Here is a 14,928-nt window from a genome sequence, read left to right as displayed (position 1 = left end):
CCCTTGCCGGGCGCGGCATGCCGCGCCCGCACTCTGTGCTATGTGGCCGGAAAACCATGCGGTTTACCGCGTAATAATGGTCCGGCTAAAAACCTTCAGAACTGAATGGATAGAACATCATGAATTTACACGAATATCAGGCAAAACAGCTGTTTGCTCGGTATGGCATGCCGGCACCGACCGGTTACGCCTGTACCACTCCGCGTGAAGCAGAAGAAGCCGCATCCAAAATCGGCTCCGGCCCGTGGGTGGTGAAATGTCAGGTTCATGCTGGCGGCCGCGGTAAAGCGGGCGGCGTAAAAGTCGTCAACAGCAAAGAAGATATCCGTGCCTTCGCGGAAGCCTGGTTGGGCAAGCGTCTGGTGACTTACCAGACTGACGCGCTGGGCCAGCCGGTTCACCAGATCCTGGTAGAAGCGGCGACCGACATCGATAAAGAGCTGTACCTGGGCGCGGTAGTGGATCGTTCTACCCGTCGCGTGGTGTTCATGGCGTCTACCGAAGGCGGCGTGGAAATCGAGAAGGTGGCGGAAGAAACCCCAGAACTGATCCACAAAATGACCATCGATCCGCTGGCGGGTCCACAGCCTTATCAGGGCCGTGAGCTGGCCTTCAAACTGGGCCTGACCGGTAAGCAAGTCAGCCAGTTCGCCAAGATCTTCATGGGCCTGGCGACGCTGTTCCTGGAGCGCGATCTGGCGATGGTTGAGATCAACCCGCTGGTGATCACCAAGCAGGGCGATCTGGTGTGCCTGGACGGCAAACTGGGCGCCGACGGCAACGCCCTGTTCCGCCAGCCGGAACTGCGTGAAATGCGTGACCCTTCCCAGGAAGACGAGCGCGAATCCCGTGCGGCTCAGTGGGAGCTGAACTACGTTGCCCTCGACGGCAACATCGGCTGCATGGTTAACGGCGCCGGCCTGGCGATGGGCACCATGGACATCGTTAAACTGCACGGCGGCGAACCGGCCAACTTCCTGGACGTTGGCGGCGGCGCGACCAAAGAGCGCGTGACCGAAGCGTTCAAAATCATCCTGTCCGACGACAAGGTGAAAGCGGTTCTGGTTAACATCTTCGGTGGTATCGTACGTTGCGATCTGATCGCCGACGGCATCATCGGCGCAGTGGCCGAAGTGGGCGTTAACGTCCCGGTGGTGGTGCGCTTGGAAGGGAACAACGCCGAACTGGGCGCCAAGAAACTGGCGGACAGCGGCCTGAATATCATTGCTGCGACCAGCCTGACTGATGCGGCTCAGCAAGTTGTTGCAGCAGTGGAGGGTAAATAATGTCCATTTTAATCGATAAGAACACCAAAGTAATTTGCCAGGGCTTCACCGGTAGCCAGGGGACTTTCCACTCCGAACAAGCTATCGCTTACGGCACCAAAATGGTTGGCGGCGTAACCCCGGGCAAAGGCGGCACTCAGCACCTGGGCCTGCCGGTGTTCAACACCGTGCGCGAAGCGGTTGAAGCGACCGGCGCCACTGCCTCGGTGATCTACGTTCCAGCGCCGTTCTGCAAAGACTCCATCCTGGAAGCGATCGACGCCGGCATCAAACTGATCATCACCATCACCGAAGGCATCCCGACCCTGGACATGCTGACCGTGAAAGTGAAGCTGGACGAAGCCGGCGTGCGCATGATCGGGCCGAACTGCCCAGGCGTGATCACCCCGGGCGAGTGCAAAATCGGCATCATGCCTGGCCACATCCACCTGCCGGGCAAAGTGGGCATCGTTTCCCGCTCCGGTACCCTGACGTATGAAGCGGTGAAACAAACCACCGATGCCGGTCTGGGCCAATCCACCTGCGTGGGTATCGGCGGCGACCCGATCCCGGGCTCCAACTTCATCGATATCCTGAAGATGTTCCAGCAGGATCCGCAGACCGAAGCGATCGTGATGATCGGTGAGATCGGCGGCAGCGCTGAAGAAGAAGCGGCAGCTTACATCAAAGAACACGTCACCAAACCGGTTGTCGGCTACATCGCCGGCGTAACCGCGCCGAAAGGCAAGCGCATGGGCCACGCGGGCGCCATCATCGCAGGCGGCAAAGGCACGGCGGACGAGAAGTTTGCTGCGCTGGAAGCGGCGGGCGTGAAAACCGTTCGCAGCCTGGCGGACATCGGCGACGCGGTAAAAGCGGTGCTGAAGCGCTAAGCATTTAGTACGAAATAACACTATCTCGACATGTTTGGCCACCCATTGGGTGGCCTTTTTTATGGGCGACGATCAGAAGTCGTTGAGCGCCTTGATCAGCGCGATCCGATCCTGCAGGCGGTGCTGTTGCACCGGATCCACGGCGGCTTGCCGCTGTTGCTCCAGCGAGGTGAGGGCGGCGCGGTAATCGTCGGCGTTGCGGAACAGCGCGTTTTTGACGTTGATCGACGCGACGTTGGTGTAGCGGCCGTCGTCGGTGGTCGGTACCTGGATAACGCCCTCATTGAGCAGCCGTTTGACGATCGCCCGCTGCGGTTCGTATCCCTCCATGCCGATCAGCTTCCAGCGCTGCGGCGGCACGCCCTGATACTGGCCGTGTTTCACCTCCGTCAGGTAGCGCAGGGTCAGGTGGCGAATGGTGCCTTCTTCTTCACCGTATTGCGCTTTGCTGTCGAACAGCACCGGGAAGGATTGCCCCTCCAGCGCGCCACCCTTTTGCGTCAGGTGGCCCATGCGGTAACTGTTCATGCCCAGACGGATCGGCATATCGTCGGTGACCGGCGTGCCGTCCGTCAGGCGCAGATCGACAATGCGCGCGCCGGTGGGTTGGCGCAGATCGATGGTGTAAGTGACGCCGTCGAAGAAATCGTTGGTGGAATATTTGGACGATCGCCGCGCCGGGTTAAAGCTGTAGGTGACGTCGCCCGGCTGCAGCTGATTGAAATAGTCGGCGGACCACTCCATGTAGCGTTTAAGCGCTTTGCCGTTGAGCTGATACACGGTGATCTCGCCGCCGGCGTATTGGTAGTTAAAGGCGATATCCTTGGCCTTGATGTCGCCGACGTCCAGTTTGGCGCGATCGTTGTCGATCTGTAGGGCGATCACCTGCGCCAGCGGCGCATAGTGGCGGGCGGCCTGCTGGAACAGCGCGCTGATGCCGGTATCCTGCACGTGCACCTGGGGAATGCCGCGGAATTCGTCGGCGGGCACCAGATCGCTGCCGCTCAGCTTCGCCACGACCCGGTTGGCATTGGCGCGCAAAATGTCATGGTACGGCTGGTAGAGCGCCTGCAGGGCGCTGTCCGGCGTCATCCCCTTGATGGAGTAGGTGTAGCTGTTTTTGTCGATCAGCGTGAACTTGCCGTCGCGGCGCTCAAACTGCAGATCGATGCGCGACAGCGCGCGGCCGTATTTATCCGGTTCGGTGATGATGACGCCGTTAACCACCGCTTTGTCGATCTTCACATGCATATGGCCGGCGACGATCGCCGCCAGCTCCGGGTTGGCGTTGGCGATGTCGGCCACGCCGGTGCCGGGGCGCTGGTTCTCATTGTCGATGCCCATATGCGCCACCAGCACGATGGCGTCGACCTGGCCGTCGATTTGCCTGATGACCTGCTTCACCGCCTGCACCGGATCGGTGAAGTTCAGCCCTTTGATGCGATCGGTGCCCTTGGCAAATTCCGCGGTCATCGGCGTGTCCATGCCGATAATGCCGATCTTCACGCCCTGGCGTTCGACGATGGTGTAGGCCGGCAGATAGGGCTTGCCGTTGTCCCAGACGATATTGCCCGCCAGCGCCGTGCCCTTGAACTGCTTGAGCGGCGTAGCCAGCACCGGCAGGCCGAAGTCGAACTCGTGGTTGCCCATCACCCAGACGTCATAATTGAGCGCGTTGAGGCCCAGCATCATCGGGCTGACGGCCTCATGCTTGAAGGTTTCGACGAAGTTGCCCTGAATGGTGTCGCCGGCGTCCACTAGGATCAGGTTGGGCTGCTCGGCGCGCACCTTTTTGACCTGGGTGGCTATCTGGCTCAGGCTGCCCGCCAGATTTTCCGTGTCGCTGGCGTAGTCCCAGGGCACGAAGGTGCCGTGCAGATCGGAGGTGCCCAGCAGGGTGATATTTACCGTTTCGGCGGCCATGGCGTTTCCCGAGAGTCCCAAGACAGAGGCAAAGATGATTTTTTTCATAAGTTATTGTCACTCAATGCAATTTTAACATAAGTGGTCATTCTGCTACAAAATCGCAACCTTTACGATCCCATCGCGAGAAATAGACTAATATTGGAGAGAGATTTGTTGTTTTGTGACTGCTATCACTGTCACGGCTTATTGGAAATAAAAGGTTAATTATGTCGCATAATAAGCGCGTAATAATACAATGGCGGCTCTTTTAAATTACATTTATTTAACACAAAAATATCATTAAAAAACAATTAAACCATTGCGCAACATGACCCTAAGAAAATTATGCGAAATGTGCTGATGAATATGGAAATAAGATGCGGATAGGCTTAAATTGTCTCAGATCAAATTAGCCCGAAGTACCTCTTTCGGCTAAGATTTGACCTGTAACCAAAAGTCTAACCCACGTCACGTAAAAACCTATTTATTGTGTGGGATTGGGCGAGTATCATCCATGTTGTGATTATGGATGGTTGATCTTGTTGCATTTGTTACCCGTTGTCGGTTTTCAGTGGCGTGCTTGTCGAGGGCCCGAGGGGCTATTGGCCGAGTGTGCGGTTGAAAGCGGAGAAGCTGGATCAAATTTGTTGTGTTTAAGGGCATTCACTGCGGGGCGTTACTGGCGGCTTTGAAAGAGGCGTGCCGATAACCGCGTGTCGGAGTCTTCCTGCGAGGAGCAAGGAGTCAAGATGTTTGATATTGTCGAACTGTCGCGCTTACAGTTTGCTTTAACGGCGATGTACCATTTCTTATTTGTCCCATTAACGCTCGGTATGGCGTTCTTGCTGGCAATTATGGAAACGGTATATGTCCTGTCTGGCAAACAAATCTATAAAGACATGACCAAATTCTGGGGAAAGTTATTTGCGATTAACTTTGCTCTGGGTGTGGCCACCGGTTTGACCATGGAGTTCCAGTTCGGGACTAACTGGTCGTATTTCTCTCACTACGTCGGCGATATCTTCGGGGCCCCACTGGCTATCGAAGGTCTGATGGCGTTCTTCCTTGAATCGACGCTGGTCGGCCTGTTCTTCTTCGGCTGGGATCGTCTGAGCAAGGTGCAGCACATGGCGGTAACCTGGTTTGTGGCCCTCGGCTCCAACCTGTCCGCGCTGTGGATCCTGGTCGCCAACGGCTGGATGCAGAACCCGATCGCGTCGGATTTCAACTTCGAAACCATGCGCATGGAGATGGTCAGCTTCTCCGAACTGGTGCTTAACCCGGTTGCGCAGGTGAAATTCGTTCACACCGTGGCTTCCGGCTACACCTGCGGCGCGATGTTCGTTCTGGGCATCAGCTCCTACTACCTGCTGAAAGGCCGCGACATCGCCTTCGCCAAGCGCTCCTTCGCCATCGCTGCCAGCTTCGGTATGGCTGCCATTCTGTCCGTTATCGTTCTGGGTGATGAATCCGGCTACGAAATGGGCGACGTGCAGAAAACCAAACTGGCCGCTATCGAAGCGGAATGGGACACCCAGCCGGCGCCGGCCTCCTTCACCCTGTTCGGCATTCCCGATCAGGACAAGATGGAAAACTCCTTCTCTATTCAGATCCCGTATGCGCTTGGCCTGATCGCCACCCGCTCCACGGACACTCAGGTCACCGGCCTGAAAGATCTGATGGCGCAGCATGAAGTGCGCATCCGCAACGGGATGAAAGCCTACCAGCTGCTGGAAGAGCTGCGCGGTGGCAACACCGATCCTGCGGTGCGCGCCGAATTCAACAAAACCAAGCAAGACCTGGGCTACGGCATGCTGCTGAAGCGCTATACCCCGAACGTCACCGACGCGACGGAAGCGCAGATCCAGCTGGCGACCAAGGACTCCATTCCGCGCGTGGCGCCGCTGTACTTCGCCTTCCGCATCATGGTGGCCTGTGGCGTGATCATGCTGTTGATCATCGGCCTGTCGTTCTGGAACGTGATCCGCGGCCGCATCGGCCAGAAAAAATGGCTGCACCGCGCGGCGCTGTACGGTTTGCCGCTGCCTTGGATCGCGATCGAGTCCGGCTGGTTCGTGGCGGAATACGGCCGTCAACCGTGGGCGATTGGTGAGGTGCTGCCGACGGCGGTCGCCAACTCTTCGCTGACCGCGGGCGACATTCTGTTCTCGATGGGGCTGATCTGCGGCTTGTACACCCTGTTCCTGGTGGCTGAATTGTACCTGATGTTCAAGTTTGCGCGTCTGGGTCCAAGCAGCCTGAAAACCGGCCGCTATCACTTTGAACAACCGACTGCCGCCGTGCAGGAAGCGCGCTAAACAGGAGTCCACGTATGTTTGACTATGAAGTACTGCGATTTATTTGGTGGGTCCTGGTTGGCGTACTGCTGATCGGCTTCGCCGTCACCGACGGTTTCGACATGGGCGTCGGCATTCTGGTGCGCATCATCGGGAAAACCGATACCGAGCGCCGGGTGATGATCAACTCCATCGCCCCGCACTGGGACGGTAACCAGGTGTGGCTGATCACCGCAGGCGGCGCGCTGTTCGCCGCCTGGCCGATGGTCTACGCAGCGGCCTTCTCCGGCTTCTACGTCGCCATGATCCTGGTGCTGGCCGCCTTGTTCTTCCGCCCGGTCGGTTTCGACTACCGTTCCAAGCTGGAGAGCAGCCGCTGGCGCAACATGTGGGACTGGGGCATCTTCATCGGCTCCTTTGTGCCTGCCGTGGTCTTCGGCGTGGCGTTCGGCAACCTGCTGCAGGGCGTGCCGTTCCACATGGACGAGTACATGCGCCTGTTTTACACCGGCAACTTCTTCCAACTGCTGAATCCGTTCGGTCTGTTGGCGGGCGTGGTCAGCCTGACCATGCTGGTCACCCAGGGCGCGACCTACCTGCAAATGCGCACCACCGGCGAGATCCACCTGCGTTCACGCGCTGCGGCGCAGATCGCGACGCTGATCATGGCGGTGTGCTTCCTGCTGGCGGGCGTATGGCTGGTGAAAGGCATCGACGGCTTCGTCGTGACGTCGGCGCTGGACACCCTGGCGGAATCCAACCCGATGCGTAAAGAAGTGGCGCATCAGGCCGGCGCCTGGCTGATCAACTTCAACAAGTATCCGCTGCTGTGGGCGTTGCCTGCGCTGGGCGTGGTGCTGCCGTTGTTCACCATCCTGTTCTCGCGTCTGGAGAAAGGCGCGCTGGCGTTCGTCACCTCGTCGCTGACCATCGCCTGCGTCATCCTCACCGCCGGGGTCACCATGTTCCCGTTCGTGATGCCGTCCAGCACCGTGCCTAACGTCAGCCTGACCATGTGGGACGCGACGTCGAGCCTGTTGACGCTGAAAGTGATGACCGTCGTGGCGGCGATCTTCGTGCCTATCGTTTTGGCGTACACCAGCTGGTCGTACTACAAAATGTTCGGTCGCCTCGACAAGAACTACATCGAAAACAACAAGCATTCGCTGTACTAAGGATAAGGAGCTAAACCATGTGGTATTTTGCCTGGATTCTCGGAACGCTTCTTGCCTGCGCCTTCGGCATCATCACGGCGCTGGCGCTTGAGCAGAGCGAAGCAACCAAAGCTCAGCAAGACGGTAAGTGATGAGCTCGTCCGTGATTGACAAGCTGTACGCTGTCACCGACAAGGGCCCGATCCGGGCCCTTTCCCTGGTGCTGGCGTTGGTTTTGGCGGGGTGCGTGTTCTGGGATCCGACGCGTTTCGCCGCCAAAACCAGCTCGCTGGAGATTTGGGAAGGGCTGTTGCTGATTTGGGCGGTGTGCGCTGGGGTGATCCACGGTTTCGGATTCCGCCCGCAGCGCAGCATTTGGCGGGCCTTTTTCGCGCCGCTTCCCGCAATTGTGATCTTGTGCGCAGGATTACTTTACGTTTCTTTATAATCTCCCCGATGTCCCCATGTTATGGGCTCTCACGGCCCATAATTATTTTCATTCCCATCTTGTAACCCATTCCCAACCCGATCCGTCTTGCGTATAGTAGCAGCGTTAAATTGCATTGCTGGGAAGTAGAGTGAGTAATACGTTGTTTCGATGGCCGGTTCGCGTTTACTACGAGGATACCGATGCCAGTGGTGTGGTCTATCACGCCCGCTACGTCGCCTTTTTTGAAAGAGCGCGCACAGAGATGCTGCGTCAGCACAACTTTCATCAACAGCAGCTGCTCAGTGAACAAGTCGCTTTTGTCGTCCGGCGCATGACGGTGGATTATCTGGCTCCGGCTCGTCTCGACGAGCAACTGGAGGTACAGAGCGAAATCACCTGTCTGCGCGGGGCTTCTCTCACGTTTGCTCAACGCATTGTCAATTCTGACGGGGCCCTACTGAGCCAGGCAGATGTCCTGATTGCCTGTATTGATCCACACCAAATGAAGCCGAGAGCGCTTCCTAAGTCTATTGTCGCGGAGTTTAAGCAGTGACTGACATGAACATCCTAGATTTATTCTTGAAGGCGAGCCTGCTGGTTAAGCTTATCATGTTGATTTTGATATGCTTCTCGGTAGCCTCTTGGGCGATCATCATTCAGCGCACCCGCATCCTCAATGCGGCGACGCGTGACGCCGAAGCCTTTGAAGACAAATTCTGGTCCGGTATCGAGCTTTCCCGTCTGTACCAAGAAAGTCAGGCGCGTCGCGATAGCTTGACCGGCTCCGAGCAGATCTTCCATTCCGGCTTCAAAGAGTTCGCCCGCCTGCACCGCGCCAACAACCATGCGCCGGAGTCGGTGATCGAAGGGGCGTCGCGCGCGATGCGCATTTCGATGAACCGCGAGCTGGAAACGCTGGAAACCCATATTCCGTTCCTCGGCACCGTCGGTTCGATCAGCCCGTACATCGGCCTGTTCGGCACCGTGTGGGGGATCATGCACGCCTTTATCGCGCTGGGCGCGGTAAAGCAAGCCACGCTGCAGATGGTGGCGCCGGGTATCGCCGAAGCGCTGATCGCCACCGCGATCGGTCTGTTCGCCGCCATCCCGGCGGTCATGGCCTATAACCGTCTCAACCAGCGCGTCAACAAGCTTGAGCAGAATTACGACAACTTTATGGAAGAGTTCACCGCTATTCTGCATCGTCAGGCCTTCTCCAGCGACAGCAAATAAGTAGGAGGTAGCATGGCGAGAGTACGTGGACGTAGTCGGCGCGAGCTGAAGTCCGAAATTAACATCGTTCCGCTGCTCGACGTGTTGCTGGTGCTGCTGCTGATCTTTATGGCAACCGCGCCAATCATCACGCAGAGCGTGGAGGTTGACCTGCCGGACGCCACCGATTCCAAAACGGTGTCCAGCGATGACAATCCGCCGGTGATCCTTGAGGTTTCCGGCGTAGGTCAATACACCCTGGTGGTGGATCACAACCGTATGGAGCTGTTGCCGCCTGAGCAAGTCGCGGCCGAAGCCAAGTCGCGTTTGGCGGCTAACCCGAAAACGGTCTTTTTGATCGGCGGTGCGAAGGAAGTCCCTTACGATGAGATTATCAAAGCATTGAATATTCTCCATCAGGCGGGCGTGGCTTCCGTGGGGCTGATGACCCAGCCAATCTGACCGTAAGGCGAACGGCAACCCGGTTCCTGCGCTGCGGCCCAGGAACCCCGTATAAGCAACACCAGTTTTTGGGAATCTATTTTGGTAAAGGCAACTGAGCAAAACGATAAGCTGAACCGCGCCGTTATTGTTTCGGTCGTTCTGCACTTCATACTGATTGCCCTGCTGATTTGGGGATCGCTGCAGGAAAATGTCGACATGGGCGCCGGCGGTGGCGGTGATGGCACCGTGGTGGGCGCGGTGATGGTCGATCCCGGCGCGGTGGTGGAGCAGTACAATCGCCAGCAGCAGCAGAGCAACGATGCGCAGCGTGCCGAAAAGCAGCGCCAGAAAAAGGCGGAGCAACAGGCCGAAGAGCTTCAGCAGAAGCAGGCGGAGCAACAGCAGCGCCTGAAAGAGCTGGAGAAAGAGCGTTTGGCGGCGCAGGAGAAAGCCGCGCAGGACGCCAAAGCGCAGGCTGAGCAACAGCAGAAGGCGGCGGAGCAGCAGAAACAGGCCGCCGAGCAGCAAAAAGCGGCGGAAGCCGCCGCAGCCAAGGCCAAAGAGCAACAGAAGGTCGCCGAGGCCGCCGCCGCGAAGGCGAAGGCTGAAGCGGACAAGATAGCCAAAGCGCAGGCGGACGCGCAGAAGAAAGCCGAAGCGGAAGCCAAGAAAGAAGCGGCCGCCGCTGCCGCCGCCAAGAAACAGGCGGAAGAGGCGAAGAAAGCCGCGGCCGCCGCCGCAGAGCAAAAAGCCGCAGAAGCTGCGGAGAAGAAAGCGGCCGCTGAAGCCGAGAAAAAAGCCGCAGCGGAAGCCGAGAAGAAAGCTGCGGCCGAGAAAGCCGCTGCCGCCAAGAAAGCCGCCGCGGACGCCAAGAAGAAGGCCGCCGCTGAGGCTGCGAAGCAATCGGAGGAGGTCAACGATCTGTTTGGTGGCCTGGCGGACGGCAAGAACGCGCCGAAAGGCGGCGGTGCCAAATCGAAGGGCGACGGTAAACCGGCCGGGCAGGGCAATGCCAAAACGGCTGGGGCCAGCGGGGCGGATATCAGCGGTTATATGGGGCAAATTCAGGGGGCGATTCAGAGCAAGTTCTATGACGCCAGCTCGTTCGCCGGCAAAACCTGCGATCTGCGTATCAAGCTGGCGCCGGACGGCCTGCTGATAAGCGTACAAGCGGCGGGCGGCGATCCGGCTCTGTGTCAGGCCGCGGTGTCTGCCGCCAAGTTGGCGCATATACCGAAGCCGCCGAGCGATGCCGTGTATCAGCACTTTAAGAATTCTATCCTTGAATTCAAACCGAAATAACGGTTGATTGACTGAGTGATATCACAGGGATGTACTAAGGTAACCAACAGGGATTATGTAGTTTTACGTAAGTTGGTTTGTTAAAATTCTGCTAATTTATCGCAGGCATCCCGCCTGGATAAGGGAGATGAGATGAAGCAGGCATTTCGAGTAGCGCTAGGTTTTTTAATTCTGTGGGCGTCCGTGCTGCACGCGGAAGTTCGCATTGAAATCACCCAAGGGGTCGACTCCGCTCGTCCGATTGGCGTGGTGCCGTTTAAATGGGCGGGCCCAGGCACGCCGCCGGAAGATATCGGCAAGATTGTCGGCGCGGATCTGCGCAACAGCGGCAAATTCAACCCGATCGACGTGGCGCGCATGCCGCAGCAACCGACCTCCGCGTCTGAAGTGACGCCGGCGGCCTGGACTGCGCTGGGCATCGACGCCGTGGTTGTCGGCCAGGTTCAACCTGGCGCCGACGGTAGCTACCTGATCTCCTACCAGCTGGTGGACACCTCGGGTTCGCCGGGCACCGTATTGGCGCAGAACCAGTATAAAGTGACCAAACAGTGGTTGCGTTATTCTGCCCATACCGCCAGCGACGAAGTGTTCGAGAAGCTGACCGGCATCAAGGGCGCGTTCCGTACCCGTATCGCCTACGTCGTGCAGACCAACGGCGGGAAATTCCCGTATGAGCTGCGCGTAGCGGATTACGACGGTTACAACCAGTTTACGGTGCACCGTTCGCCTGAGCCGCTGATGTCCCCGGCCTGGTCGCCGGACGGCAGCAAACTGGCTTACGTGACCTTTGAGAGCGGCCGTTCCGCGCTGGTGGTGCAGACCCTGGCTAACGGCGCCATCCGCCAGATCGCCTCGTTCCCGCGCCACAACGGTGCGCCGGCGTTCTCGCCGGACGGCAGCAAACTGGCCTTCGCGCTGTCCAAGAGCGGCAGCCTGAACCTGTACGTGATGAACCTCGGCTCCGGCCAGATCACGCAGCTGACCGATGGCCGCAACAACAACACCGAACCGACCTGGTTCCCGGATGGCCAGTCTCTGGCGTTTACCTCCGACCAGGGCGGGCGTCCGCAGATTTATAAAATCAGCGCCAGCGGCGGTGCCGCACAGCGCCTGACGTGGGAAGGCTCTCAGAACCAGGATTCTGAAGTCAGCTCCGACGGTAAATTCCTGGTGATGGTCAGCACCAACAGTGGTGCGCAACACATCGCCAAACAAGATCTTGGATCGGGCGCCGTTCAGGTTTTGACCGGTACCTTCCTCGATGAAACGCCTAGTATTGCGCCAAACGGCACCATGGTGATCTATAGCTCGACGCAAGGTATGGGCTCCGTGCTGCAGTTGGTGTCAACTGATGGGCGTTTCAAAGCGCGTCTTCCGGCAACTGATGGACAGGTCAAATTCCCTGCCTGGTCGCCGTATCTGTGATGCATGTGTAAATATGTATGGCAAACTATAAAAGGATCAAAGAAATGCAACTGAACAAAGTGCTGAAAGGGCTTCTGCTGGCACTGCCAGTTCTGGCTGTAGCAGCTTGTAGTTCTAACAAAAGCGCAAACAACGACCAATCTGGTATGGGCGCTGGCACTGGTATGGAAAACGGCAGCAGCAACCTGTCTTCCGAAGAACAAGCTCGTCTGCAGATGCAAGAACTGCAGAAGAACAACATCGTTTACTTCGGCCTGGACAAGTATGACGTAAGCTCCGAATTCGCTCAGATGCTGGACGCGCACGCTGCATTCCTGCGTAACAACCCGTCTTACAAAGTGACCGTTGAAGGCCACGCTGACGAACGCGGCACGCCGGAATACAACATCGCTCTGGGTGAGCGCCGTGCTAACGCCGTTAAAATGTACCTGCAGGGTAAAGGCGTTTCCGCTGACCAGATCTCTATCGTTTCTTACGGTAAAGAAAAACCAGCAGTACTGGGCCACGACGAAGCGGCTTATGCTAAAAACCGTCGTGCCGTTCTGGTTTACTAAGAGAATCGCATGAACAGTAACTTCAGACGTCACCTGTTGAGTCTGTCGTTACTGGTTGGCGTAGCGGCCCCCTGGGCCGCTACTGCCCAAGCGCCAATCAGTAATGTCGGCTCCGGCTCGGTCGAAGACCGCGTCACCTCGCTTGAGCGCATCAGCAATGCTCAAGGCCAGCTTTTAAATCAACTCCAGCAGCAACTCTCTGATAACCAACGCGACATTGATTCTCTCCGTGGGCAAATCCAGGAAAGCCAGTATCAGTTGAATCAGATGGTTGAACGCCAGAAGCAAATCTATCAGCAGATGGATAGCCTCAGCCAGGGCGGCGCTCAGAGCGCCTCTGCGGCCGCGGGCGCTGCCGGCGGGGCAGCCGCAGGCGCATCTTCCGATGCGGGCGGCAGCGCTCCCGCAGCCGCCACGCCGAGCGGCGGTGATGAGAACAGCGACTACAACGCCGCTGTTTCTCTGGCACTGGAAAAAAAACAGTATGACCAGGCGATTTCCGCCTTTCAGTCCTTCGTAAAACAGTACCCGAAGTCTACTTACCAGCCCAACGCCAACTATTGGCTGGGCCAGTTGTTCTACAACAAGGGTAAAAAAGACGACGCGGCCTACTATTTTGCGGTGGTGGTGAAGAATTACGCTAAATCACCGAAGGCGCCGGACGCCATGTACAAGGTGGGTATCATCATGCAGGAGAAAGGGCAGGCCGATAAAGCCAAAGCCGTGTTCCAGCAGGTGATTAAACAGTACCCAACCAGTGCGGCGGCCAAACAGGCGAAAAGTCGCGTAGGCGGTTAACAGTCAGAAAAATGAGCCCAGAAGTTAGTCGATTTGACCGATTTCTGGGCTCATTCGCGTGAAGAACAAGCAGTTGAACGCATCGGTAAAAAATTTAGGTTGCGCTGCCAAGATAAATTAGTAATATATGCCGCCGTTGCCAAGACATCTTGCAAGATGTTAAAGCGGCAGGGAAATTGGGTCGTTAGCTCAGTTGGTAGAGCAGTTGACTTTTAATCAATTGGTCGCAGGTTCGAATCCTGCACGACCCACCAATTTCTGAAGTAGCAGTAACCACAACAGTGGGTGATTAGCTCAGTTGGTAGAGCATCTCCTTTACACGGAGGGGGTCGGCGGTTCGAGCCCGTCATCACCCACCACTGTTATGGGTCGTTAGCTCAGTTGGTAGAGCAGTTGACTTTTAATCAATTGGTCGCAGGTTCGAATCCTGCACGACCCACCATTCTTTAAGAAAGAATGGCAGCTTCAGAATCGGTTTGATGTGGCAAAGTAAAGGTCCGAGTCGAGTACCCGTCGAGTTGTCCTGAACATCCCCATCCTTGTTTTCCGCGAGTTGGTTTCAGTAACCTATTCGCCATCAGCAGTAAACCACATCAGTGGGTCGTTAGCTCAGTTGGTAGAGCAGTTGACTTTTAATCAATTGGTCGCAGGTTCGAATCCTGCACGACCCACCACTCTTTAATAGAGCAAGGTGTTAAATCGTCAGGATGAGACAAAAGCGTTTACGCTTTTGAACAGCGCTTGCGCTGGCCCGAAGGGGCCGTCTATGAAATAGACGGATAGCCGTAAAGGTTCGAGTCTCGCAAAGCGAGACAACATCACTCCGGTGATGGCCCGAAGGGCGAGGCCAAAGGCCGAGTTATCCTGCACGACCCACCACTCTTTGATAGAGCAAGGTGTGAAAAATAGCAGTACCACAGCAGTGGGTGATTAGCTCAGTTGGTAGAGCATCTCCTTTACACGGAGGGGGTCGGCGGTTCGAGCCCGTCATCACCCACCACACTGCGGGTCGTTAGCTCAGTTGGTAGAGCAGTTGACTTTTAATCAATTGGTCGCAGGTTCGAATCCTGCACGACCCACCAATTCAGAAAAAAGCGCCTTTTGGCGCTTTTTTCGCATCTACGCCACCAGATTCTGCTTTATCCTCTTGCCAACAGAGTTCACCGAGTCGTGCGGGTGAGAGCCTGCGCTCAGGTTCGAGCATCGCGCAGCGATACGACAACGCGCAGCGTTGCCCGCAGGGTGAGGC

14 protein-coding genes, 6 tRNA genes and 1 other RNA gene are annotated in these 14,928 nt (G+C 57.1%); 20 read left to right on the top strand and 1 reads right to left on the bottom strand.

All coding sequences use genetic code 11. From position 1 onward, the window contains the following. The first annotated feature begins 119 nt into the window (after positions 1–119). Entirely contained in the window at positions 120–1,286 is a 1,167-nt protein-coding gene (gene sucC, locus ABTW55_RS05690; protein ID WP_025301883.1) for an ADP-forming succinate--CoA ligase subunit beta, read from the top strand. Beyond that, the gene (gene sucD / locus ABTW55_RS05685) at positions 1,286–2,158 is read left to right on the top strand and encodes a succinate--CoA ligase subunit alpha (protein ID WP_004939878.1); all 873 of its coding nucleotides are present in this window, start codon (positions 1,286–1,288) and stop codon (positions 2,156–2,158) included. Before sucC ends, sucD begins: the two co-directional genes overlap by 1 nt. 72 nt (positions 2,159–2,230) lie before the next feature. Here sucD and ABTW55_RS05680 read toward each other — a convergent pair whose 3' ends face one another. Next, entirely contained in the window at positions 2,231–4,129 is a 1,899-nt protein-coding gene (locus ABTW55_RS05680) for a bifunctional UDP-sugar hydrolase/5'-nucleotidase (protein WP_060420284.1), read from the bottom strand. Between the two features lie 683 nt (positions 4,130–4,812). Here ABTW55_RS05680 and cydA point away from each other — a divergent pair. The 18 genes from cydA (at position 4,813) to ABTW55_RS05590 (ending at position 14,761) form a co-directional block, all read left to right on the top strand. Then, positions 4,813–6,381 (top strand): cytochrome ubiquinol oxidase subunit I, encoded by a 1,569-nt coding sequence (cydA, locus tag ABTW55_RS05675; RefSeq protein ID WP_019454034.1) that lies wholly within the window; start codon positions 4,813–4,815, stop codon positions 6,379–6,381. A 14-nt stretch (positions 6,382–6,395) separates the two neighbouring features. Then, positions 6,396–7,535: a cytochrome d ubiquinol oxidase subunit II gene (gene cydB / locus ABTW55_RS05670; protein ID WP_019454033.1), complete on the top strand. Its 1,140-nt coding sequence runs from the start codon at positions 6,396–6,398 to the stop codon at positions 7,533–7,535. A gap of 17 nt (positions 7,536–7,552) precedes the next feature. Further along, entirely contained in the window at positions 7,553–7,666 is a 114-nt protein-coding gene (gene cydX / locus ABTW55_RS05665; protein WP_004939868.1) for a cytochrome bd-I oxidase subunit CydX, read from the top strand. Then, positions 7,666–7,962, top strand: a complete 297-nt coding sequence (gene ybgE / locus ABTW55_RS05660) for a cyd operon protein YbgE (RefSeq protein ID WP_033647158.1) — start codon at positions 7,666–7,668, stop codon at positions 7,960–7,962. Before cydX ends, ybgE begins: the two co-directional genes overlap by 1 nt. A gap of 130 nt (positions 7,963–8,092) precedes the next feature. Then, positions 8,093–8,497 (top strand): tol-pal system-associated acyl-CoA thioesterase, encoded by a 405-nt coding sequence (gene ybgC, locus ABTW55_RS05655; protein ID WP_025160034.1) that lies wholly within the window; start codon positions 8,093–8,095, stop codon positions 8,495–8,497. Further along, positions 8,494–9,177 carry a Tol-Pal system protein TolQ gene (gene tolQ, locus ABTW55_RS05650; protein WP_004939862.1) on the top strand — a complete coding sequence of 228 codons (684 nt, stop codon included), beginning with the start codon at positions 8,494–8,496 and terminating at the stop codon, positions 9,175–9,177. Before ybgC ends, tolQ begins: the two co-directional genes overlap by 4 nt. Before the next feature lie 12 nt (positions 9,178–9,189). Then, the gene (gene tolR, locus ABTW55_RS05645; RefSeq protein ID WP_004939859.1) at positions 9,190–9,618 is read left to right on the top strand and encodes a colicin uptake protein TolR; all 429 of its coding nucleotides are present in this window, start codon (positions 9,190–9,192) and stop codon (positions 9,616–9,618) included. A gap of 81 nt (positions 9,619–9,699) precedes the next feature. Continuing rightward, complete coding sequence (gene tolA, locus ABTW55_RS05640) at positions 9,700–10,902, top strand: cell envelope integrity protein TolA (protein ID WP_033647156.1); 1,203 nt, start codon at positions 9,700–9,702, stop codon at positions 10,900–10,902. A 132-nt stretch (positions 10,903–11,034) separates the two neighbouring features. Further along, the gene (gene tolB / locus ABTW55_RS05635; RefSeq protein WP_004939856.1) at positions 11,035–12,327 is read left to right on the top strand and encodes a Tol-Pal system beta propeller repeat protein TolB; all 1,293 of its coding nucleotides are present in this window, start codon (positions 11,035–11,037) and stop codon (positions 12,325–12,327) included. 44 nt (positions 12,328–12,371) lie between these two features. Further along, entirely contained in the window at positions 12,372–12,881 is a 510-nt protein-coding gene (pal, locus tag ABTW55_RS05630; protein ID WP_025160033.1) for a peptidoglycan-associated lipoprotein Pal, read from the top strand. A 9-nt stretch (positions 12,882–12,890) separates the two neighbouring features. Continuing rightward, positions 12,891–13,679 (top strand): cell division protein CpoB, encoded by a 789-nt coding sequence (gene cpoB / locus ABTW55_RS05625; protein ID WP_060420282.1) that lies wholly within the window; start codon positions 12,891–12,893, stop codon positions 13,677–13,679. 178 nt (positions 13,680–13,857) lie between these two features. Then, positions 13,858–13,933, top strand: a tRNA-Lys gene (locus tag ABTW55_RS05620). Positions 13,934–13,962: 29 nt separating this feature from the next. Continuing rightward, positions 13,963–14,038, top strand: a tRNA-Val gene (locus ABTW55_RS05615). Between the two features lie 7 nt (positions 14,039–14,045). Next, positions 14,046–14,121: transfer RNA gene (locus ABTW55_RS05610), tRNA-Lys, on the top strand. A 156-nt stretch (positions 14,122–14,277) separates the two neighbouring features. Continuing rightward, positions 14,278–14,353, top strand: a tRNA-Lys gene (locus ABTW55_RS05605). 69 nt (positions 14,354–14,422) lie between these two features. Continuing rightward, positions 14,423–14,558: non-coding RNA, RtT sRNA (locus ABTW55_RS05600), on the top strand. Between the two features lie 45 nt (positions 14,559–14,603). Further along, positions 14,604–14,679 (top strand) — tRNA-Val (locus ABTW55_RS05595). A 6-nt stretch (positions 14,680–14,685) separates the two neighbouring features. Further along, positions 14,686–14,761: transfer RNA gene (locus ABTW55_RS05590), tRNA-Lys, on the top strand. Positions 14,762–14,928: the final 167 nt, after the last annotated feature.

Source organism: Serratia sp. SM04 (assembly GCF_040280225.1).
Classification (GTDB): Bacteria; Pseudomonadota; Gammaproteobacteria; order Enterobacterales; family Enterobacteriaceae; genus Serratia; species Serratia sarumanii.
Note: the sequence above shows the minus strand (reverse complement) of the source record. Positions and strands in the feature narration are given on the sequence as shown.